This is a genomic window from Polyangium mundeleinium, from assembly GCF_028369105.1.
GTDB classification, from domain to species: domain Bacteria; phylum Myxococcota_A; class Polyangia; order Polyangiales; family Polyangiaceae; genus Polyangium; species Polyangium mundeleinium.
Genome location: NZ_JAQNDO010000001.1, coordinates 11455461 through 11475298, shown reverse-complemented (window position 1 = coordinate 11475298; position 19838 = coordinate 11455461). Strand labels below are relative to the sequence as shown.

At 66.2% G+C, this 19838-nt stretch carries 21 protein-coding genes; 12 read left to right on the top strand and 9 right to left on the bottom strand.

The window, feature by feature from the left end; all coding sequences use genetic code 11:
* Positions 1-123 precede the first annotated feature (123 nt).
* From POL67_RS45295 to POL67_RS45270, 6 genes are all read left to right on the top strand, one after another.
* The gene (locus tag POL67_RS45295) at positions 124-537 is read left to right on the top strand and encodes a hypothetical protein (RefSeq protein WP_271927636.1); all 414 of its coding nucleotides are present in this window, start codon (positions 124-126) and stop codon (positions 535-537) included.
* Between the two features lie 730 nt (positions 538-1267).
* Entirely contained in the window at positions 1268-2395 is a 1128-nt protein-coding gene (locus POL67_RS45290; protein WP_271927635.1) for a type 2 periplasmic-binding domain-containing protein, read from the top strand.
* A 74-nt stretch (positions 2396-2469) separates the two neighbouring features.
* Positions 2470-3090, top strand: a complete 621-nt coding sequence (locus POL67_RS45285; protein ID WP_271927633.1) for a hypothetical protein — start codon at positions 2470-2472, stop codon at positions 3088-3090.
* Between the two features lie 26 nt (positions 3091-3116).
* The gene (locus tag POL67_RS45280) at positions 3117-3572 is read left to right on the top strand and encodes a hypothetical protein (protein WP_271927632.1); all 456 of its coding nucleotides are present in this window, start codon (positions 3117-3119) and stop codon (positions 3570-3572) included.
* A 139-nt stretch (positions 3573-3711) separates the two neighbouring features.
* Positions 3712-4014 (top strand): CPCC family cysteine-rich protein, encoded by a 303-nt coding sequence (locus POL67_RS45275; protein WP_271927631.1) that lies wholly within the window; start codon positions 3712-3714, stop codon positions 4012-4014.
* Between the two features lie 358 nt (positions 4015-4372).
* The gene (locus tag POL67_RS45270) at positions 4373-4753 is read left to right on the top strand and encodes a hypothetical protein (RefSeq protein WP_271927629.1); all 381 of its coding nucleotides are present in this window, start codon (positions 4373-4375) and stop codon (positions 4751-4753) included.
* Positions 4754-4838: 85 nt separating this feature from the next.
* On the opposite strand, the gene POL67_RS45265 is transcribed toward POL67_RS45270, so the two are convergent.
* The 7 genes from POL67_RS45265 to POL67_RS45235 all read right to left on the bottom strand — a co-directional run bounded on the left by POL67_RS45265 (position 4839) and on the right by POL67_RS45235 (position 11198).
* On the bottom strand, positions 4839-5444 hold the full coding sequence (locus POL67_RS45265; protein ID WP_271927627.1) for a hypothetical protein: 606 nt from the start codon (positions 5442-5444) through the stop codon (positions 4839-4841).
* Positions 5445-5564: 120 nt separating this feature from the next.
* A complete protein-coding gene (locus POL67_RS45260; protein WP_271927626.1) occupies positions 5565-5771 on the bottom strand; it encodes a hypothetical protein in 207 nt (68 codons plus the stop codon).
* Positions 5772-6481: 710 nt separating this feature from the next.
* Entirely contained in the window at positions 6482-6883 is a 402-nt protein-coding gene (locus POL67_RS45255) for a hypothetical protein (protein ID WP_271927624.1), read from the bottom strand.
* Positions 6884-7000: 117 nt separating this feature from the next.
* On the bottom strand, positions 7001-7660 hold the full coding sequence (locus POL67_RS45250; RefSeq protein ID WP_271927623.1) for a metallophosphatase domain-containing protein: 660 nt from the start codon (positions 7658-7660) through the stop codon (positions 7001-7003).
* Between the two features lie 205 nt (positions 7661-7865).
* Positions 7866-8321 (bottom strand): hypothetical protein, encoded by a 456-nt coding sequence (locus POL67_RS45245; protein WP_271927622.1) that lies wholly within the window; start codon positions 8319-8321, stop codon positions 7866-7868.
* Positions 8322-9209: 888 nt separating this feature from the next.
* Positions 9210-9914 (bottom strand): class I SAM-dependent methyltransferase, encoded by a 705-nt coding sequence (locus tag POL67_RS45240; protein ID WP_271927621.1) that lies wholly within the window; start codon positions 9912-9914, stop codon positions 9210-9212.
* A gap of 129 nt (positions 9915-10043) precedes the next feature.
* Entirely contained in the window at positions 10044-11198 is a 1155-nt protein-coding gene (locus POL67_RS45235; protein ID WP_271927619.1) for an STAS domain-containing protein, read from the bottom strand.
* 175 nt (positions 11199-11373) lie between these two features.
* On the opposite strand from POL67_RS45235, the gene POL67_RS45230 reads away from it, so the two are divergent.
* Entirely contained in the window at positions 11374-12087 is a 714-nt protein-coding gene (locus POL67_RS45230) for a cyclase family protein (RefSeq protein WP_271927617.1), read from the top strand.
* A gap of 21 nt (positions 12088-12108) precedes the next feature.
* On the opposite strand, the gene POL67_RS45225 is transcribed toward POL67_RS45230, so the two are convergent.
* On the bottom strand, positions 12109-12966 hold the full coding sequence (locus tag POL67_RS45225; RefSeq protein ID WP_271927616.1) for a diguanylate cyclase: 858 nt from the start codon (positions 12964-12966) through the stop codon (positions 12109-12111).
* Between the two features lie 222 nt (positions 12967-13188).
* Here POL67_RS45225 and radC point away from each other — a divergent pair, with 222 nt between their 5' ends.
* From radC to POL67_RS45200, 5 genes are all read left to right on the top strand, one after another.
* Entirely contained in the window at positions 13189-13905 is a 717-nt protein-coding gene (radC, locus tag POL67_RS45220; RefSeq protein ID WP_271927614.1) for a RadC family protein, read from the top strand.
* Positions 13906-14039: 134 nt separating this feature from the next.
* On the top strand, positions 14040-15611 hold the full coding sequence (amaB, locus tag POL67_RS45215; RefSeq protein WP_271927612.1) for an L-piperidine-6-carboxylate dehydrogenase: 1572 nt from the start codon (positions 14040-14042) through the stop codon (positions 15609-15611).
* 2 nt (positions 15612-15613) lie between these two features.
* On the top strand, positions 15614-16957 hold the full coding sequence (locus POL67_RS45210) for an outer membrane protein assembly factor BamB family protein (RefSeq protein WP_271927611.1): 1344 nt from the start codon (positions 15614-15616) through the stop codon (positions 16955-16957).
* 173 nt (positions 16958-17130) lie between these two features.
* Entirely contained in the window at positions 17131-18555 is a 1425-nt protein-coding gene (locus POL67_RS45205; RefSeq protein ID WP_271927610.1) for a PPC domain-containing protein, read from the top strand.
* Positions 18556-18617: 62 nt separating this feature from the next.
* Positions 18618-19112, top strand: a complete 495-nt coding sequence (locus tag POL67_RS45200) for a hypothetical protein (protein WP_271927609.1) — start codon at positions 18618-18620, stop codon at positions 19110-19112.
* A 1-nt stretch (position 19113) separates the two neighbouring features.
* Here POL67_RS45200 and POL67_RS45195 read toward each other — a convergent pair whose 3' ends face one another.
* Positions 19114-19491: a hypothetical protein gene (locus POL67_RS45195; RefSeq protein ID WP_271927608.1), complete on the bottom strand. Its 378-nt coding sequence runs from the start codon at positions 19489-19491 to the stop codon at positions 19114-19116.
* Between the last annotated feature and the right edge of the window lie 347 nt (positions 19492-19838).

The window sequence follows — 19838 nt, the reverse complement described above, 5'->3', positions numbered from 1 at the left end:
CAATTCCTCCACCCGCGCGATGTCGCTCATCTCATCCATCGCGCGACGGGAGGGCCGTCGTCGTGGTGGATCGGGCCGCCGGATATGGCGGAGACCGTAGCGCATCCTGTATGCTGGGGACCGATGAAGGTCTTGACGCGCGGCGCGGTGATGGCTGGCGAACTCGCCGTCTTCGAGGTGGTGGCTGCTCGGGATGACGAGGATCGTCTCGTGCTGACGTTCGAGGGCGTCCTTCGGGTCGACAATCCCTATCGCTGCCTGTGGAGCTTCCTCGAAGAGCTCGGCCGGATCCTAGCCGAAGCCGCCTTCGCGTCGATCCGGATGGACTTCACACGGATGCGGTTCGCCAACGACAATTGTTTCTACGTCATCATGGATATCGTGGACGCGGTTTACCTCGGTGTCCCCGGAGCTCCCGTCACCGTCCGCCGCGGCGCGAACGAGGATTGGCAACAAGAGACATTGCCGATCCTCCTCAACCTGAGCGAAGAGGGCATCGCCGCGAGGACGACGTTCGAGGAGGTCGCGGTGCGATGACGCAACGATCCGTTCTATCTCCCAAACCGCCCCCCGGGCCCCGTGCGGCACTTCGACGCGGCGGAGCTGGAACAGCGGCGGATCACGGTGACCGCGTGATGTTTTGCCATGGCAACGAGACATGGGCTGCTACGGGCGGCTGGACGCGCCCCACGACGGCCATCGCGACCGGCAGCCTGCTCCCCGCGATGAACGCACCGCTCACGCGGTCCCCCCACCCGGGTTGCCCGGGACGTGGATTCCCAGCAGCGGACACGGCATGCCGTGTGCTAGCGGAGGGGTTTGGATTTCTCTAGTAGATCCTGCACGGGCTGTGAGATCCTTGCTGTTGTGAGCCTGGGTGGTGTTGGCAGATTCCGGTCAGCGAGCCACGCTCGTGGGGGGGGTCTTCGCCCGTCACCGATCAAGTGGGCTCACTTTGCCGGGCGTACGCGGAACTTCGCGCGGTTGGCGCGGCGACGCTGCCCGAAGCGGTCCGCTTCGCGTTGCGGCAGAAGCGGTCGTTGGGCAGATGCGAAAAGCCTTCTCGCCAGGCGCGGAAGAGCTTCGGAAATGACAGCAGTGATCGTTTGACCGACGGAAACTGAGAGACGGGAGAGACGTCATGCCATCAACCACCATTCGTTGCACTGCCCTGACAGCCGCCTTCGTGCTCCTTCTCGGATGTACGGCGACCCCAGCCGCCTCGACGAACGCGAACGCAGACTGTGCTCCTGCTCCTCGACGTACGTTGACAGTCGCCCTCTACCCCTTCCTGCCTGATTACCAGAGCCTCTTTTCTGATATCGAACACAGCTTCGAGCGCGACCACCCCGACGTTGACCTGCAGATCATCGACCTTTCTTCCAATTACTACAACGAGGACGATCCCCAGGCGATCACAAATACCGACGCACAAGTCTACGAGCTCGACGGCGTCTTCTTGGCGGACTTCATAGACCAGAAGCGGATCCAGGCGCTTCCAGAGGAACTGGTGCCCCCCGCGAACACCATGGTTCAGGTGGCGGAGAACTCCGCGAAAGTCGAGAATGAGTGGTGGGGCGTGCCCCATTGGGCCTGCACGAACTACCTATTCTATCGATCGGGAGACCAGCTCGAAAGCGCGGGCACGCTCAAAGATATCGAGTCGGTGATAGGAGCCAACCATTCGCCGGATCAAGGACTTCTGGTCGACGCGAAAGGCAAGTCGACCTTAGGAGAACTGTACCTCGATGCCACGCTTGATGAGCTCGGGGACCTGTCCGCTGCAGAACCGTATCTGCTTGACACAAGCCTTCTCAGCAGCGCGACCGCAAATCTTCAGAGAGCCATCTCTCTCTGCGACACAGGCATGTGCCGCGATTCCGATTATCACGAGGCAACCGGCTTCTACGCGCGACAATTTGCGAGAAAGCGTGGTCGAGCACTCGCGGGATACTCCGAGCGTCTGTACTATATCGCGTTGGAGCAACGCGAATCCTGTCAAAAAGGTGAATGCCTCGACCTCGAGGACATCGAGATGAAGCCGCTTCCGCTCTCCGACAAGGGTTCGCATCCCTTTGCGTGGGTAGACATGTTGACCATCTCGACGACCTGCGACGAGAATTGCTTGCCCGATGCCACCGCGTTCATCGCTCATGTCACGAGCGCAGCGGAAGTGAAACGCTCGCTGTTGCCGGCTCGCTACGGAGCGCCCCCGCGGTATCTGCTCCCTGCCCGAGCCGATATGTATACGGACGAGGATGTTCTTGCCGAGGCGCCGCTCTACAGCAAGCTACAGCCCGCACTTTCAGGCGCCATTCCCGTGCAAGGACAAAAGCTCAATGCACGCCTGCGCGCCATCGGAAAGAAACTCGACAATGAGATCCTCGTGCCGTGAAGTCACTGGCCAACTCGACAAGCAACAGGCGCCCCTCCGTCGCTTGCGGGTTGTTGGCTCGTTAGGTTGCTAGGATGGCCACACTGTCTACTCGCCCAACGTTTCTGCTCATCGCCGCAGTTCTCGTGCCTATCGTCTACTTCGGGGCACAAGCCGTCGCCGCGCCCTACTTCCCGAACTACAGCATCTACACAACATCGGCGAGCGCGCTGGGTTCCGACCTCTCTTCAAGACCCGGCATCCTCAACACGGGCGCATTTCTTACAGGCGCGCTCGCATCCCTAGGCAGCATCGGCTTTGCAGCCTCGCTTCCTCGGCTTGGCGTCAGCAAAATCGCCTCGTACTTGTTAGCTCTTTTCCTGCTATCAGCAGGCTTGGCGTCATTCTGGGCAAGCCTGCATCCGCTTCCCGATCCCCATCACAATCCAGGAGCGCTTGGCATCGGTTTGTTTTTGATGCCTTTCATTGCCACATGGGTAGCATGGCGCTTGCTCGTCCCTAGAGCGGTTCGCGCGTTCTTGCTTCTAAATGCAGTCGCATTCGTTGCTTGTGGCGTAGTCATGTCAGGGGCTACAAGCGTTGACTTGTCTGCCGTCGGCGGCTTGGTTCAAAAGCTAATTGCCGCAACGGCTTGGGTATCAACCGCTGTCGTCGCTATCACTGCAATGTGGCGCTTCGAGCGGCAGGCGATCTAAATCGTTGGGCGGACAGGGACGATGACATGACCACCCGAAGGGACGTCGAAGGTACGCTGGCGCGTTGGTTCGCCGTCGATGCGGATTCCCATATTGGTGTCTTCACGGGCCCGTACGCGGCGTGGCCTGCGTCGGTATTCGATGACTACCAAGCGGTCGACGCGGCCGACGAGTTCCTCGCATCCGCTCCCCCCACCACTGGGGCGATCCTCAGTGCTCGGTGGCGCGAATCAGGGGCGTCTCCAACATTCCCGTCGCTCGAAGCTTCCTGTGGCCTCTACTCCTTTGATGCGGACCCCGGCTACGGGGGACAGACGGTCTACTATCTCGACGCCTCACCCGTACGCTCTCTGCTAGAGCCAGAGGCGCCCCCCATTCTTCGTCGCGCTGCACGCCTTGTCTGCTTCCCAAACATCCGATTTGCCACCGTCGCGCAGATCGACCTTTCCGGCCTCGTCCCAATCGTCATCGGCAGCGGTTGAGCCTAAGCTTTGTTGTCCATCCGGCGGACTGCTCGTGGTTCGGTGCCCGACAGCGTGCTTCAGGCGCTTCGGGCGTCGGCGTCAGAGTCATGTGCGTACGACTTCGGTTGATGACCATCGAGCTTGAGCGGAGAAATTCATGCCGTGGTACGAACCAAAGGATCCGACGCCGTGTGAGCAATGCCCTTGCTGCGGGTATATAAGTCTGCCCGAGCGCGGCATGAGCCTGATCTGCTGTGTATGCTTATGGGAGGATGACGCATTCATCGGTAATGAATTGGATGAATATTCCGTTTGCAACAAGATGACCCTGCGGCAAGCAAGAGCCAATTTTATCGCGTTCGGCGCGTGCGATGCAGAAATGCTGATGCACGTTCTCCCCGTGCATGACCGCGGAAGATTTCGGTACGAGCCGCTGTCGCCACCGGAGGCGGATGCGTGACGCAGCCCAACAAGCGCCTGCTGCCGACGGCGCTCGAGGCTCAAGCCCGTCGAGCAGACGCTCCGAACACCCCGCTTTCGCTTCACTGGATCCGGGCCTGGTCGCTGCTCGAAATGGGCCGTGTCGGCGACGCGGGTCGGATGGCGGAGGAGTATGCGCGGGGAGTGCGCTGCAATCGACGCTGTCCGATCGATGTGCGACGGTAGATCCGACCCTCTTTGGGCGGGCCGTCGCCGTGCGGGCGGGCGCGATATCGCGAGCGGAGCTCGATGATGCGCGCTCTCGCTGGCTCGAGCGACAGTCGAGCGCCACGCCCAGGGGTAGGTTTTGGATATGGCGCGACGGATGCGCCTTTCCGGTGTTCGCGGGCGCGACTGCGGCCCTCGCGATCGAGAAGGAGCCCGAGCTTGCGCCGCTGCCCGCGGCGGGCGCGAAGGCGCTGAATCCCGCGACTGCTGCGCTCTACGGCTATGTGCGCGTCGCGGCTGGCTGGCCGATGGAGGCGCTCCCATTTCTCGAGAGGGGCGCGTCGCGATGCATTGGGCTCGACGGCGCCTTGGGGCACCAGCAGGTCGTCGCCGCGCTCGGCGCCGCGCGCGAGGCTTCCGGCGATCGGAGCGGCGCTTGTGAGGCGTATCGTCGCGTGCTCTCGCGGTGGGGAAAAGCAAAGCCGTCGGTGACAGTGAAGGAAGTGGCGAAGCGGGCGAAAGCGCTGTCGTGCGACGCGCGCGGGATGTAATGATCCCCTTGACCGACCGGCTCAGGGCGTCGCCGGCGGTGCTCGTGACGTCGATCTCGCGCGCTTCGGCGGGTGACGCGGATCATCAATAATATCCGGTCTGCCAGTCCCAGCCGTGGTCGATGTGGCCGAGGTTGTCGGTGAACTCCCAGCCGACGATCGCGCCGCTGACATCCTTGGTCCAATGGAAGGTATAGACCGAGGCGGCGCCGGGGGCGGGCGAGGCGATGTTGGGATAGAGATCGACGTCGGCGTCGTCGTAGGCGATCGTGACCGTGTCGCCGCCGATGGTGGCGCCGTTCAGCGCAATGTCCCAGTTCACGGTCGCGAAGCCGTTGTTTCCGGGGATGATCGTGATCCGGCTGTCGTCGCTCCCCACCGGGGTGTTCGGCTGCCCGAAGCCTAGCTGGAAGTCGACGCGGAGCCCCGGATCGATGGTGTTGTAGATGTTATGGAAGAGGACGCAGCCCTGGCCGTAGCCCGAAGGGGAGCTGTCCGGGTAGAGATCCTCGCAGCAGTAGGTCTTGCCGTCGGGCGCCTGGTAGTAGTGGGGATAATTGGGCTCGTAGGCGGAGCAGGCGCGAACGACCGGATCGCCGAGGCTCTTCTTGGTCACGGCCTCGGCGTGGCCCGCGATGAAAGCCTGGGCGATCACGAGTCCTGCGGCGGCGAGCTTGAGGGTGTTCTTCATGGTTGTCTCTCCCTGTGCGAGAAGAGCGCGCTCCCTTTCGAGCGGCCCTCTCCGACCACGTTGGGACTACGAGGCTGGGGGGTGAGACCTGACGCGGACCGAAGAAAATAAATCGCTCGCTCAGCGGACGAGGATTTGATCACGCACCGAACCCGTGGCGCCGCTCCGGCCGTCGGTGGCGAGCCACGAGAGCGAGGCGGTGTACACCCGGGGAGCGAGGACCCGTCGATCCCCTGGACCGTGAAGGAGCCGGTGCGGCTGGTTATGGTCGCGGGGGATGGTGCGGCTCGGGTCGCGGACGCTGGGGCCGGTGAGGGGGAAGGTCATCCGGCTCAATGTGTGCTCTGATCGACGCGAACGAGCCCGCGGGGTGCGGATCCGCTTCGGTTACCCTCTTGGGATCTGATGGGGCGGTCTTTGACAGCCTAGAAAAGATGGCAAAACCGCTCCCGGCGCTCAGGAGATGCACGAGGCCCCATTGAGGGTGGGAGACCCACTCGCCTCATATCCCCACGCGGCACACGATCCCACCTAGGCAACGGTTGCCTACGGATCACATCAGGGAGGTGCCCATGTTTTCCAGTCGAACGAAGCTCCGCGCATTGGCTGCGCTGGCTGTGATTGCGTTGTTTGGCGCCGCCACATATTCGACCTCGGCGCTGGCACAACGCACGACCACATGGCGGTGTTGGCACAATGGTGTCGCACAGGGCACTGTCAGTATCTGGTGGGGCCACACGGCCGGCGACGCCTCTTGGGCATGCAACAACTGGATCTCTTCGTGTGGGAATGCCTCGGGCGGGTGCTCCGCAACGGAATTGTAGCTTCCATAGGTCCTCGCCACGTGCTCTCGGCCTTTCCGCGTCCGGGGCGGCGCCTCGGACCCGGTCAACGGCACGCGGCGGCCAGGCACGCCTGATCGGCGATGAAAGCCGGGGGACGTGACGCAGGGGTGTCACGGCGAGCGGCGACCGAGATCCACGCGAAGCTCATTGGACTTGCGGAGTTCCGTACGAAGCTCCTCGAACGCTGTACGTTCATAATGGCTGCAAGATGTCACGCAGTCGATCGGCACGCAGGCTCCGATGGGCCACGTCTCGCAATACCCGCGTGACGACGTCGGATGAAATGACGCGCTCGGGTGCGACGACAACGACGTTGACATAGCCGGACGGTGCCAATCGGGCGTAGATTCCGAGGCTTCTCGGTGTCGCGTACGTTTCTGCCTGGATCTGCACGAACCATACGTCGCCGTGCTCCCAGTACAAGTCTACCTTCACACACGTGGACGCTTCGATGCCCAATCGAGCAAGCAACGCCACCTCGTCAGACATGGGATTGACCAGCAAGTAGCGGCCGAGGCTGCCGAGCGTGCGTACCGAGTCGGGGTCCGCCCCTGCTCTTGCGGCGAAATCCTCGATGTGCTGTTTCTCATTCATCTTCCGAGCCCTCTCTTCGGTGATTGGTAGGGTAATTTCCGGATTTCTATTTCCGACCAATGTCCCGGTGGACCCTGTTTCCGTGACGCGGGCCGGGCTCCTCGGGCGGCGAGCCCTTCATTCGCGCCGCGCCTTCGGAACCTCGATCTCCGTGACGACGTCGCCCGCGATATCGAGCACCGTCGGGCCCCGCGCGCACTCCCAGGTCGTCACGTTCGCGAAGCGCGTGACGGCCTCGTGAAACACACCTCCATCCTCGTGGATATGACCGAAGATGTGGAGACGGGGCTTCACCTGACGAACACGCGCCATCAGATCCGCACAGCCATGCCGCTCCTCGGACCATGAGCGATCACCGATTCCGAACGGGGGCGAGTGCGTGATCAGGACATCGATCCCCTCGGGAATGACTGCCCATTTCTCCGCGAGCGCCTCGCCCCGTGGGAGATTGAACGCCCAGTCGTGGAATGCCGGCTGCCAGGGGCTGCCCCAGACGGTGATGCCATCGATGCAGACCCCGGAATCCTCCAGGTAAATGACACCCTTGCCGAGCAGCGCGCGTGCTTCGCGCGGATGGTGGACGAAGGCCCAGTCGTGGTTTCCCGCGACCACGACCTTGTACCGATGGGGCAGACTTCGGATCCACGCGGCGGCTTCGGCGAGCTCGTCGAGCTCCCCGAACCGGCACAGGTCTCCCGCGTGGACGAACACGTCGCCTTGTGGGACCACGAGCTGCGTGTGATAGAGGTGTGTGTCTGCGACGGCAACGATTCGCATGGCTCCGACGATAGCAGCACGGAGTGACGTGTGCAGTCGTTCGGTGGGGCGTTCCCGAAGCGGCTTTCAGTCGTGCGCGAAGGCGCGCGGTCGCTCTCCGGTGGAGGCGGGGAGGAGCATGTCGGCGGGGAGGGGAACGAGCGAGGGGTCGTAAGGCTGCAAGGCAGAACGGCGGGTACGATGATCTGCCGCGCTGGGTCGAGCATCAATTGCTGTCCGGACACGTGCCGATGATCTTCGGGGTGTCGAGGCACTCGACTTTGTAATCGCACGTGCCGTCCTTTATCTCGCAGCCGCCGTAGCCCAGGTAATCAAGCGAGCAATAGTCCAAGTTGCATAGATGGCCGTTTTCCGAAGCGGGTGGGTTGCCCGTGCATTCGACCTCGCAGCCGGCGCAGGTGCAGCTCCGCGTGCACCAGCCGTTGCTCAGCGAGCACGGCCCGCCGTTTGCCCCTGCGGCGCCGCCGCTTCCTCCGGCGCCGCCGCTTCCTCCGCCGCCTTCATTGCAGGCACTCTCCATATCGCAGGTGCTGAAAGGCGGACCGCCCCCGCCGACCCAGTTGTCGCAAAGGAAATGCCCGGAGGGATCACAGGCGCATCGGACACCGCTCTCGACGCCCGAATACGCACAGGTCGCTCCCGCCGAGCAAGGGGCGCCCATGCCGCAGCGTCGCTCAGCGAAGGACTCGCCCCCTGATCCCGTGGTGACGGCACCATCACACGCACCCAGAGCAAGCGCAGTTGCGAATGTCAGCCACGCCGCGGGCGATCTCGATGCGCTCTTGGTCCATTTCATGGCCCATCCACCGGAGCAACCCTTGGGCCAGATGTATTTCGCGGGAATGATCGCACCGACGCCGCGGTCCGGGCGACATGCCAGACTTTCAGGGTTGGCGCACAATGGCTCAATACCGGACTTGGGGAGCACACGTACGCGGCGGTGTCCCTCGCACGCTCACACGCCCCGGCGCTCTTCCCCTCCGGGGCTCAGGGATGCCTCCCCGGTGCTCCCGGGCGAAGGGTCGCCCTCGGCTTCGCCGGGCGGGGTATCGGGTTGGGGGCAAGAGAGAAGGAGAAAAACCTAACGTTCATCGTTATCCCGAGACGCTGTGATTTCGATCCGTCCCCCGCATGTGATGTGACGGAGTCCCGACCAGACAGCGGAATCACGAAGGGTGAACCGGCGGTTGCACCACGGGCAGGTGAGCCAGCCGTTCCCAGTATCGGCGTTCCGAACCTCTGGCGAATCGTCCTGGAAGTACCTGACGAGCCGACCTGTAATGCCCCGCCCGGCACAGGTTGTACAGACATCACGAGTGTAAGTGGTCGAGGTTTCGTAGCAGCGGAGCCCCGTTCCGTGACAAGCGGAACAGTCTTCAAGGATGAGAGGATTATGGTCAGGATCCGATGACAATACGGCGGTCCCACGCCGAGGATGGCGGGCCGCAATCAGGCGCTGGCGGGTCTCTTCTTTTTTCTTCGAGAAAGGGTCGCTCATGTCACGCGCCTTTCTACGTGCTCGACGATGGAGTGATCGTCGCGCAGCGGATCAGCGAGCGCCCGTGAAGATCGCGGTGCACTCCGGAACACGCGCCCAAGCGCGCTCGCGGATCTGGGCCACGAGCGCTGGACCGAAAAATTCGCCGCAAATGCGCATCGCGGTCTCGACGTCGGGGAACACGTAGTCGGTGCGCACCCAGCGGCGCGAAAGCCCGTGCGCGTGCTCCAGATGCGCGAAGTACTCGTCCATGCCCGGATGGACGCGCGGCGTCTCGTGGCCTGTGCCAAGCGTCTCGATGACCATGAGCGCACCGCCGGGACGCACTACACGGCGCATCTCCGACAGCGCCGCGTCCACTTCCTCGCGCCAGCCCTCCGGCATCCAGTGACGAAAATGCCCGAACACCCATCCGGCCATCGCGACATCGACGCTCGCGTCGGGCAACGGCAACGAGCGCGCATCCGCGTGGTGGATGGTGAACGGCACGCCGGCCTGCGACAGATGCCGGCGCGCGATCTCCAACATAGGCGCCGCGCGATCGACCAAGTGCAAGCGAGACGCGCGTGCGGAGGCGATGCGCGAGAGCCGTCCAGTACCCGCGCCGACGTCGAGCGCCACGGCCCCCTCCGGCAGCCATTCGCGCACCACGCGTGCGAGCGCCTCGTCCGCATCCTCCGCGTTGATCAGCGCGTCGTACGCGTCCGCCTTCTCTTGGTACACGCGCGCCTGCGCATCGCTCACTGGGTCGCTCATCGGCGCGACCTTATCGCACTCGCGCGCGACGTGAAAGCTGTGTCAGAGACCGGCGGACGAGGCGATGCCGCCACCCATTGCACCGGAAACGTATGGCCGTAGGTGCAGCTTCGCTAATGGGTGTGCTTGCTACCGAGCAGAGCGCACGCCGCGAGGGCCCCCCTTTGGCGCCTCTGTGTCCTCCACGTTCCCCTGCTTGATCGCATAGCGGAGCGCAGCCTCCAGCGTCCCGAACGTCTTCAGCGCGCCGAGGTCGAGCTCCAGGCTGACCACCGTGCTCGCCATGCTCGGCGAGATCCCGGAGACGAGGCATTGCGTGCCGAGCAGCCGCGCCGCCTGCACGACCTTGAGCAGGTGGCCCGCCGCGCCCGTGTCGATCACGTCGACGCCCGTCAGATCCAGGATCGTAAAGCGCGTCTGCGTCCGCGTGATCTCTTCGAGCAACGCCTCCATCATTCCCCCGGCGCGCGTGCTGTCGACGAGCCCGACCACCGGCATGGTCAGGACGCCCTCCCACAACTTGAGGATCGGCGTCGACATCGCGCGGATCGCCTCCTCCTGTCGCCGGATGAGGTCGAGCTTGCTTCGAAGCTCCTCCTCGATGCGCGTACGCTCCTCGACCTCGCGGCGCAGGTCCTCCTCGATGCGCCGGCGCTCCTCGACCTCGCGTTGCAGGCGCTCGAAGGCCACCGTGAAATCCGCCCTGGTGGCGTTCTCGGTGCCGATCAGCGCGTCGAGGTCGTCCTCGATCGTGCGCTCCGTGGGGCGCACGACGAACTCGTCATAGGCGTCGCCGCGCGCCAGGAATGCGGTCTGCTCGGCCCGACAGTGCGTCTCGAAAATTCTCGAGCAATGGGCGCCGAACTTGCCCGCCATCGTGCTCGTGCCCCAGGTGACGCCGAGCGCTTTCTGGTAGAGGGCCTCCCAGCTATTGTGGACCCGGAACCACGCCTCCTTTTTCTCGTGGTCGAGCCGCACGAGCTCCCAGTGGCCGTGCCCGACCGCGGCGGCGCTCGTGCCAAGGTACCGGAACCCGTCCTCCACGCTTTGACGGTGCTGCATGATGGCCGCCACCTCGCCCTCGATGCTTTCGCGGCCCGCCTGCTCCGCGGCGATCACGAAACGCTCGGTACCGACCATCTTGTGGATGCCGACCATGAGCCCGGCCAGCGTCGTCTCGATCCACATGAGCAACGCCGGGTTGCCCCAAACCAGGATGCGGCCGTTCTCTCGGTCCCACTCGAAATCCACTCCATCCACGCTGATCTTCGGACGCTCGCTCATCGCTCTTCACCCACTCCTGGTAAAATCGACCTGGTCGGACGCGCGGACCGCCATGCTACAGCGTCCCAAGACGAGGAGCCTAAAAATGCCACGCACCCCGACCGCGGGCGCGGCGGTGTCGCGCGCTTGCTCCCGCGTCCGCTGCACAGCCCAGCGTTCGACCCGCAGGAAGCTCATGAAGAGCGCAACGCGGCTCGACGACGTGTTGCTCATCAATCGCCCCAAGCCACAACCTTTGCTACCTTCGCAAGACATGCGCCTCGTCAAGGACCTCTCGCTCCCCCTTGCCGCGACGACCCCCGTTTTTCCCGGCGATCCACCCCCGGAGCTGCGTCCCCTCGCGCGCATTCGTGACGGCGCCCCGCTCGACGTCTCCAGCCTCCACCTTCACGCCCACGTCGGCACCCACCTCGACGCGCCCTCCCATTTCCTCCTGGGCGCCCCGGATCTCTCCGCCTTTCCGCCCGATACCTTCGTCGGCCCCGCCTTTGTCCTGGATCTCGCGCGCCTCCCCAAGGACCGCATCGAGGTCTCGGACCTCGGCGACCTCACCCGCATCCCGCGCCGGAGCCGCCTCCTCCTCCGCACGCGGAGCAGCGCCTGCTGGCATGGTCCTTCTCCCGCGGTCGACCTCGCCTTTCTGGATCCGCAGGTGATCGACGCGCTGCTCGCGCGCCGCCCCGTCCTCGTCGGATTCGATGCCTACAGCTTCGATCCTCTCGATTCCACGACCTTCCCCGCCCACACCCGCCTTGCGACCGCGGGGTTGCCCGCGCTCGTCGCGCTCGATCTCGATGGCGTCGCGGCGGGCAGCTACACGCTCGTTTGCCCGCCTCTGCCGGTCGCGCTCGAGGCGAGCCCGGTGCGCGCGCTGCTGTTCTCGCTTTGATGCTCGGGTGGCTTGACGCCTTTACGAGCGTACGCGATTGCGGCCGTCGCATTTGGCCTGGTAGAGCCTCTCGTCTGCCGGCCCGATGAGATCGCTGGCGACGCAGGTGTTTTCATCCGCTTGTGCGACGCCCGCCGATAGCGTCAGCGAGATCGTGTGCTCCTCGAAGGTCACCACGTGGGCCGCGACCGCCGCGCGGATCGTCTCGGCCAGCGCCGCGGCTCCCTGAAGGTCTGTCCCGGGTAGCATCAGCGCGAACTCTTCCCCGCCATAACGTGCAAAGACATCACCCGGGCGCACATGCTGCTGCGTGAGCGACACGATCTCTCGCAGCACCTGGTCACCCGCCATGTGCCCGAACGAGTCGTTGACCCTCTTGAAATGGTCAAGGTCGAACATCACCATCGCCAGCGGTTGCTCGGGGGGCTCCGTGCGCCGCAACGCGCTGTCGAGCTGCTCGATGAAATGACGGCGGTTGTACGCCTTTGTCAGGCCGTCGATCGGCGTCGTCGTGTAGCGTGTTTCGTCGATCAGTCGCCCGCACTCGGCGCAGCAGGACCTGAAGATCGTGTTGCCGAGGCTGACCCGATCGCCACAGCGCAGCAGCGCTCCCGGCACCCGCTCGTCGTTGACGAAGGTGCCGTTGGTGCTGTTGGTGTCGACCACCCACCAGCCCTCGGCGCGTTTCTCGAAGCGCGCATGACACCGCGAGACCGCGTCGCTGTCGATCGTGATGGTATTTTCAGCGCTGCGTCCGACCGTGACCACCGTGACGGCGGGGTCGAGTTTGTATCGATGGCCCAGGAGCTTGCGATCGCGCGCGTAGATGATGACGAGGGTGTCGGGGCCTGCTTGGTCGTTCGAGCAGCTTAGGATCATGGCGGTCGGCGGCGCTGGGGTTGGCGCCGGCTCCAGAGAGTAGCGTGACCTGCGTGACCCCGACGGGGAAGAGCGAGGTCGTAGGCGAGATCGACGCGCTTGGACGGGGCCTCCTCCCTGGCGCCCGCCAGGCGGATTTTCCCCTTCGCCACCCCCCGCGCCCGTCTTTGCCCGGGAAACCTGCGCGGCCTGGATCCTGCTCCTGCAGGGGCCATGGTTGCGATGCTCCAACTGGCTCCGGCCAACGAAGGGTTCCTCGAAACGCTGACGCCCGGGCCCCGCGGGCCCCGCGAGCGCGCGCTCGAGGAGGGGATTTTGATGCTCTCGGACGCCGATTTGCTCGCCATCGTCCTCGGCACGGGGCTCGTCGGGTGCTCCGTCTTCCGCCTCGCGAACGAGCTGCTCGAGCGGGTCGGCGGGCTTGAAGGGCTTGGGCGGCTCGGCCCCTCGGCCATCGCCGAGATCCCTGGCGTGGGCACCGCCAAGGCCCTGCGCCTGCTCGCCGGGCTCGAGATCGGCCGGCGCTCGCTCATGCGCTCGATCCGTCCGCGGCCCGCGGTCTGCAACTCCGCCGCCGTCGCCGCTTGGTTCACGAGCCGTCTCTCCTGGCGCGAGTACGAGGAGTTATGGGTGCTCTCGCTCGACGGCCGCAACGGCCTGCGCAGCGCGCGGCGCGTCGCCCAGGGCGGCGTGCACGGGCTCGGCGTCACCCCGCGCGACGTCCTGCGCGTCGCCCTCCAGGACACGGCGGCCGCCATCATCCTCGTGCACAACCACCCGAGCGGCGATCCCGCGCCCTCGGACGCCGACGTGGCCATGACCCGCAAGGTCGCCGAGGCCAGCCAGGTCGTGGGCGTGCCCCTGCTCGATCACGTGATCGTCTCGAGCACGGGCCAGTACGTCTCGCTGCTGGACCTCGGGATCTTGCCCCTCGTGTGAGCCGCCGCCCTCGCACAGAGCGCCCGCGGGGACCGTGGGGGCTCCAAGCTTCGCCGAGTTCTTCCCTTTCCTGCCGGGATGATCGGACACTCGCGCACCGGGCGGCCACGTGCCGCTCGCCCCGGAGCTTCCTCATGCATGAACTGCTCTCCCGGCTCGGCCTCGCTCGTGACGAGAACCTCGGCGGTTTCGACGGCGAGCACTGGCTCGGTGCCGGCCCGCCCCTCGACGTGATCACCCCGATCGACGGCTCGCGCATCGCCTCCGTGCGTCCGATCCGCCGCGCCGAGTACGAGCACATCGTGGCGCGTGCCGAGGCCGCCTTCCGGACGTGGCGCGAGGTGCCGGCCCCGAAGCGCGGCGAGGTCGTGCGCAGGCTCGGCGACGCCCTGCGCGCCCACAAGAAGGACCTCGGCGCCCTCATCACCCTGGAGATGGGCAAGATCACGGCCGAGGGCGAGGGCGAGGTGCAGGAGATGATCGACATCTGCGATTTCGCCTGCGGCCTCTCGCGCCAGCTCCACGGCCTCACCATGCACAGCGAGCGGCCGCGCCATCGCATGTACGAGCAATGGCATCCGCTCGGCGTCATCGGCGTGATCACCGCCTTCAATTTCCCGGTGGCCGTGTGGAGCTGGAATGCGGCGATCGCGGCCGTCTCCGGCGACACCACGGTCTGGAAGCCCTCGCCGAAGACCCCGCTCACGGCCATCGCCACCACGCACCTCGCGGCGCGTGTCTGCCGCGAGAGCGGCGTCGATCCGGCCCTCTTCTCGCTCGCGTTCGGCAGCGTCGAGGACGTCGGAGAGCCCATGCTCGCCGATGCGCGCTTCCCGCTCGTCTCAGCCACGGGCAGCACCCGCATGGGCCGGCGCGCGGCCGAGGTCGTCGGCCGGCGCCTCGGCCGCACCTTGCTGGAGCTCGGCGGCAACAATGCTCTGATCGTGACGAGCCACGCCGACCTTGACCTCGCCACGCGGGCCATCCTGTTCGGCGCGGTCGGCACCGCCGGGCAACGTTGCACCTCGACCCGTCGCATTCTCGTCCACCGCTCGGTGCGGGACGAGCTCGTCACGCGCCTCGTCCGGGCCTACGCCACGGTACGGATCGGCGATCCGCGCGCGGCTGGCACGCTCATGGGGCCCCTCGTCAGCCATGACGCCGTCGCCGCCATGCAATCGGCCCTCGCGCGGCTGAAAGAGGAGGGCGGCGAGGTGCTCTCCGGCGGCGCGCCGCTCGACGGCCCCGCGTTCCCCGGGGGTCATTACGTCGAGCCGTGCATCGCCGCGGCCAAGAACGAATATCGCATCGTGCAGGAGGAGACGTTCGCGCCGATCCTCTACGTCATCGACTATGGCGGCGCCTCGCGGCCGCGGGACCACGCGACGCTCATGGGCGAGATGCGCGAGGCGATCGATCTCCACAATGCCGTCCCCCAGGGCCTTTCGGGCTCGATTTTCACGCACCACCTCATCGAGGCCGAAGCCTTCCTCGCCCACGCCGGCAGCGATTGCGGGATCGCGAACGTCAACATCGGCACGAGCGGCGCGGAGATCGGCGGTGCGTTCGGCGGCGAGAAAGACACGGGCGGCGGCCGCGAGAGTGGCTCCGACGCCTGGAAATCCTACATGCGGCGGCAAACGAACACCCTCAACTGGGGCATGGCCCTGCCCCTGTCGCAGGGCATCGCCTTCGGGGAGCCCTGAACATGCCCCGCCTGCCCCTCACCGAGCCCGAGCTCCTCTTTTCGAGCCAGGCCCCGCGCCCCTGGTCGGGGTTTCTGGAGCGGCCCGTCATCGCCGAGCAAGGCTTGTTGCTCGCGGGCGACGACGCCTCCGCCGTAGGCGTGGACGGCGCCACCGGGCGCGCGATTTACACGCTCCACGTGCCGCTCGAAGCCACCGACGCCTACACGGGCCTGCCCATGCCCTGGAACGACGGCCGCGCGCTCGTGCCGGTCTACCAGAAAGACGCCTCGCTCAAGGTCTACGACGTCAGCCCCGCGGGGGCCATCGGCCTCGTCGATGCGCCCGGCGCCGAGGAGGAGGCGCGCGGCAACGACATGCGCATCTTCGGGAGCGACGGGAGCTGCAAGCTCTTCCTGATGCCCCTCGCCCACGCGTCCGACGACCATTACCTCGTTTCCTGGCTCTACCGCCAGGTCCGGTTTTACCGGACCGAATGCCGCTCCTTCGCGCGTGGCCTTCGCTGGGGCAGCGAGGAGGCCATGCTCGCCACCTCCACGAACGTCGTGCTCGGCGTGACCGTGCCCGTGCGCGGGACCGACGACCGGGGGACGCTCGTGGCCCGGTCGATCGAGGACGGCCAGGTCCTCTGGTCGCTCGGCGCGCGCAGCCGCACCGTCGCCGGGGCCGGCGCGGGCATGTTTTTCCTGCTCGATCGATCGGCCCGCGTGGCCGAGGACGCGGCGCGCAAGATCGCTTGCGACGAGGAGCTGCTCGAAGCGCTCGCCGAGGAGCCCGCGCTCATGGGCGAGGCTTTGGACTCGCTCCTGCGCAGCCTGCTCGCGCAGCGCCCCGTCCGCGCGCCCTCGCGGATCGTCGCGCTCGACGCCGCGACGGGGATCGTCCGCTGGGAGGCGCAGGTGCCTGGGGACGTCGTCTCGATTGCGGGGCCGGGCGGGGGCGTGCTCGCGGCCGTGGGCGTCGCGGGCACGGCCGCGCATCTGTATCGGTTCGACGCCGAGACGGGCGCGGCGCGGGGCGCCTCGTCGCTCGGCGCGGGTTGGCCTGGCTCGCCCTACGATCCGTGGAGCGGCCGCCTCTCGTTCGAGCTCTGGTCGACCGAAATGCCGGCGATCGTCGCGGTGGACGAGCATGCCATTGCCTGGTCGAGCCCCGAGGCGCTTTTCGTCGAGCGCCTCGAAGAGCCGTTCACCCGCCTCTGGCGCTGGACCTTGCCGGCCCCTTGCCGCGCCTTCCGCCCGCGGGTCCTCGACCGTGTCCTCAACGAGCCGTCCATCAGCGTCGGCGACGGCCGCATCTACCTCCGCGACGGTTGGAGCCTCTGGGGCATCGGCGAGCGTCGGTAGCGCTGCCGACGTTGTTGTGTGAATCCCGAGGCGTGCTCCGCGCCGGAGGCCGGAAAGTCCGCCAATGCTCCCATTTATCCGCGGGCAAACGCTCCTTCCAGCTTGATCGGGCTGCACGCTCGAATCACGTTCGGTTTCATCCGGGGGGGAACTTCAACCGGGTGGATGAAACAATGATTGCACGCCGTGAATGGTCTTACTTCGTCGTCATGGCCCTCGCCGCCATGACGCATGGTTGTCAGGGAGAACTGGGCGAGACCGGAATCGACGACGCGGCGGACTCCCCTGCGTCCGAGGCCGAGGGTTCGGCCGATTCCGAGGACGCCGAGCCCGCCGAGGTGAGCGACGAGGCAGCCCTCTCCGCCACGGGGAGCCTGCGCGACACGCCGGGCTCCGCGCGGGCTGGCAGCGAGGGCCTCGAACCGAACGATGCCCGCGTGACGGCCAAGGACGTGCCGCTCGGCATCACGAGCAACCTCTCCATCACGAAGGGCGATGAAGACTGGTACCGTGTCGTCGTGCCTGCGCGCACCATCGCGCGGGTCGGCATCGAGATGAAGCACGCCGCGGGGGACCTGGATCTCGTGGCGTATGATGCGCAGGGACGCCTGCTCGGATCCCGCAACGGCGCCGAGTATCCTTACACGTTCCGCGGCCAGGAGACGAACACCGAATATTATGGCTTTTATTCCGAGGACGGCGGGACGGTTTATTACGTCCGTGTCCTCGGGCATGCGGGCGCGACGAACACGTACAGCCTGCGCCTCAATCATTATACTTACAAGGACGGCCAGACCTGCACGGGCGCCGGGTTTTCCCTCGCTGATTGCGATGGGCGCGGCAATAGCGGCAGCGGCCTGATCCCGTTCCCGTTCCCGGATCCTTCCGATTCGGTTGTCGGGGACGGTTACAACTTCGCCTCGTACTCCAATTATCGCTTTGCCCGGCGCGAGCTCGTCATGCTCGTGCGCAGCGCCCTCGCCGAGACGCGCAAGGCCTTCCCGGGCACGAAGCCTCTCTCGCTCATCGACATCTGCCAGATGGACGGCGTCACGCCCGGCTACGACGTCGGCGACCCGCGCCATCCGCAGAGCACGCATGATCAGGGCGGCAACATCGACATCTCGTACTTCCAGACCGACGGGTCGAACGACGCCGAGATCGTCTGCAACGACGGCGCGAGCCACGCCGACGGCTATTGCACGGCCGGCGCGGCGAAGACCCACATCGTCGACTTGCCGCGCCAGGCCTTCTTCATGGCCAAGCTCTTCGCTTCGCAGCGCACGCGCGTCATCGGCACGGACACCGTCCTCGCGCCCCTGCTCCAGTCCACCGCGAAATCGCTCGCGGCGCTGCCCGCCGGGGATCGCCGGAAGATCAGCCAGTCCGAGCTGAGTGCGTTCTCGAGCCGCCTCGCCTATGGCTCGGGCTGGCCGTACCACCACCACCACATTCACCTCAGCCTGGAATGGCGGTCCCAGGGGAATGCGCGTGGGGGTGAGGTCTCGCCGCTCGCGGCGCCCGCGCCGTTCCACACGATGCAGGCGCCCGGCGAGGCCGTCGATTCGCTCGACATGGCCTGGCCGCCGCGCCCCTGAGGTGCGCCGGGTCGCAGAGGCGCGGGCTTTTCTTTCGCCTGCGCCTCTGCGATCCTCCGTTCATGACGGATGCCCCCACGCCCCTCACCGAGGAGGAGCGCGCCCTCGTCTCGATGCAGCTCGCGAGCCGCCGCTCCGTGGCGAACCGCTTCGCGATCATCGCCGCGATTCCGAGCACCCTTTTCGTCCTGAAGGTCGTCCTCGATGGCATGGGGCGCGGCTCGAAGGGCGCCGCCCTCTTCGGCCTCGCGATCGCCTTCGTGATCGTGGTCGGCCTGCTCGTCTGGACCTTCGGCTACCGCCTCGTCGCCCTCATCAGCGCGGACCTCGCCGCGGGCGAAAAACGGCGGATCACGGGCAAGATCGAGCGCATCACGAGCGAAGGCAATGCATACGGCGAGACCATCACGTACGTCACGGTCGGCGGCGAGCGGTTCGTGACGCGCGGCCGGTTCTTCGACCGTTGCCGCGGCGGCGAGGCTGTCGCGCTGGACGTCCTGCCCCGCTCGCGTGTGGCCCTCACCGGGCGCGTGCTGGAAGCCGAGGAGACGCGCTGATTCAGGCGTCTTTCGGGGGGTCGCCGCCGATCGCGCGCCAGCGGGCGAGGTCCCGCGCGCCGGCGATGTTCTTGTAGCCGAGGAAGCAAAGCGCGCCCGAGAGCAGGAGCGCGCCGAGCGCGCCGACGTGGAAGTGCTCCACGATCGAGAAGAGCCGGGGCAGGCCCGTCAGGGCGCCGATCGCCATCGACGTCGCGCCCCAGCCGAGGCTCGGCTTGCCGCGCCCGAGGTGCACGAGGTTTTTCACGATGACGAGGACGATCGCGCCCCATACGAGGGCGTGCACGACGAGGAGGACGAGGGCGAGCAGGACGAGGGCCTCGACGAGCCGCTCCAGCTCCTGAGGGTTGCACCCCGGCAAGAGGGCCATCGAGGCCACGAGGGCGGCGAGGACGGCGGCGCGGCGGGGGGACGAGGAACTTTCGGACTTGGTACTTGGGACCATGTTCGTTTGCGGCTCCCACCGAGCAAGAACCGCTCCCGCGACGAACCGGCCGTTTTGCGGGGATTTCGGGGCCCGCGTGGCGCCCAAAGCGCAGCGACTTGCGCGATCGCCGCGATACACGCTTCGCACGCGGCGCGTCGTTTACCCAGACAACCCGCGTCCAACGCAATGCGCGACAGCGTGTTGTGTTGCGTACGATTCTGACGCGAAGGCAAAAAAAGAGCGCCTACTCGACGGCGGGGGGGGGGACCGGAGCAGGCGCTCGCGTAGAGATAGAGCAA

Coding starts and splice junctions, on each gene's coding strand:
- POL67_RS45295 (WP_271927636.1), top strand. CDS start 124: ATGAAGGTCTTGACGCGCGGCGCGGTGATGGCTGGCGAACTCGCCGTC.
- POL67_RS45275 (WP_271927631.1), top strand. CDS start 3,712: ATGCCGTGGTACGAACCAAAGGATCCGACGCCGTGTGAGCAATGCCCT.
- POL67_RS45235 (WP_271927619.1), bottom strand. CDS start 11,198: ATGAGCGAGCGTCCGAAGATCAGCGTGGATGGAGTGGATTTCGAGTGG.
- POL67_RS45250 (WP_271927623.1), bottom strand. CDS start 7,660: ATGCGAATCGTTGCCGTCGCAGACACACACCTCTATCACACGCAGCTC.
- POL67_RS45210 (WP_271927611.1), top strand. CDS start 15,614: ATGCCCCGCCTGCCCCTCACCGAGCCCGAGCTCCTCTTTTCGAGCCAG.
- radC (WP_271927614.1), top strand. CDS start 13,189: ATGCTCCAACTGGCTCCGGCCAACGAAGGGTTCCTCGAAACGCTGACG.
- POL67_RS45240 (WP_271927621.1), bottom strand. CDS start 9,914: ATGAGCGACCCAGTGAGCGATGCGCAGGCGCGCGTGTACCAAGAGAAG.
- POL67_RS45260 (WP_271927626.1), bottom strand. CDS start 5,771: ATGACCTTCCCCCTCACCGGCCCCAGCGTCCGCGACCCGAGCCGCACC.
- POL67_RS45285 (WP_271927633.1), top strand. CDS start 2,470: ATGGCCACACTGTCTACTCGCCCAACGTTTCTGCTCATCGCCGCAGTT.
- POL67_RS45225 (WP_271927616.1), bottom strand. CDS start 12,966: ATGATCCTAAGCTGCTCGAACGACCAAGCAGGCCCCGACACCCTCGTC.
- POL67_RS45230 (WP_271927617.1), top strand. CDS start 11,374: ATGAAGAGCGCAACGCGGCTCGACGACGTGTTGCTCATCAATCGCCCC.
- POL67_RS45255 (WP_271927624.1), bottom strand. CDS start 6,883: ATGAATGAGAAACAGCACATCGAGGATTTCGCCGCAAGAGCAGGGGCG.
- POL67_RS45200 (WP_271927609.1), top strand. CDS start 18,618: ATGACGGATGCCCCCACGCCCCTCACCGAGGAGGAGCGCGCCCTCGTC.
- POL67_RS45245 (WP_271927622.1), bottom strand. CDS start 8,321: ATGGGCGCCCCTTGCTCGGCGGGAGCGACCTGTGCGTATTCGGGCGTC.
- POL67_RS45280 (WP_271927632.1), top strand. CDS start 3,117: ATGACCACCCGAAGGGACGTCGAAGGTACGCTGGCGCGTTGGTTCGCC.
- amaB (WP_271927612.1), top strand. CDS start 14,040: ATGCATGAACTGCTCTCCCGGCTCGGCCTCGCTCGTGACGAGAACCTC.
- POL67_RS45205 (WP_271927610.1), top strand. CDS start 17,131: ATGATTGCACGCCGTGAATGGTCTTACTTCGTCGTCATGGCCCTCGCC.
- POL67_RS45265 (WP_271927627.1), bottom strand. CDS start 5,444: ATGAAGAACACCCTCAAGCTCGCCGCCGCAGGACTCGTGATCGCCCAG.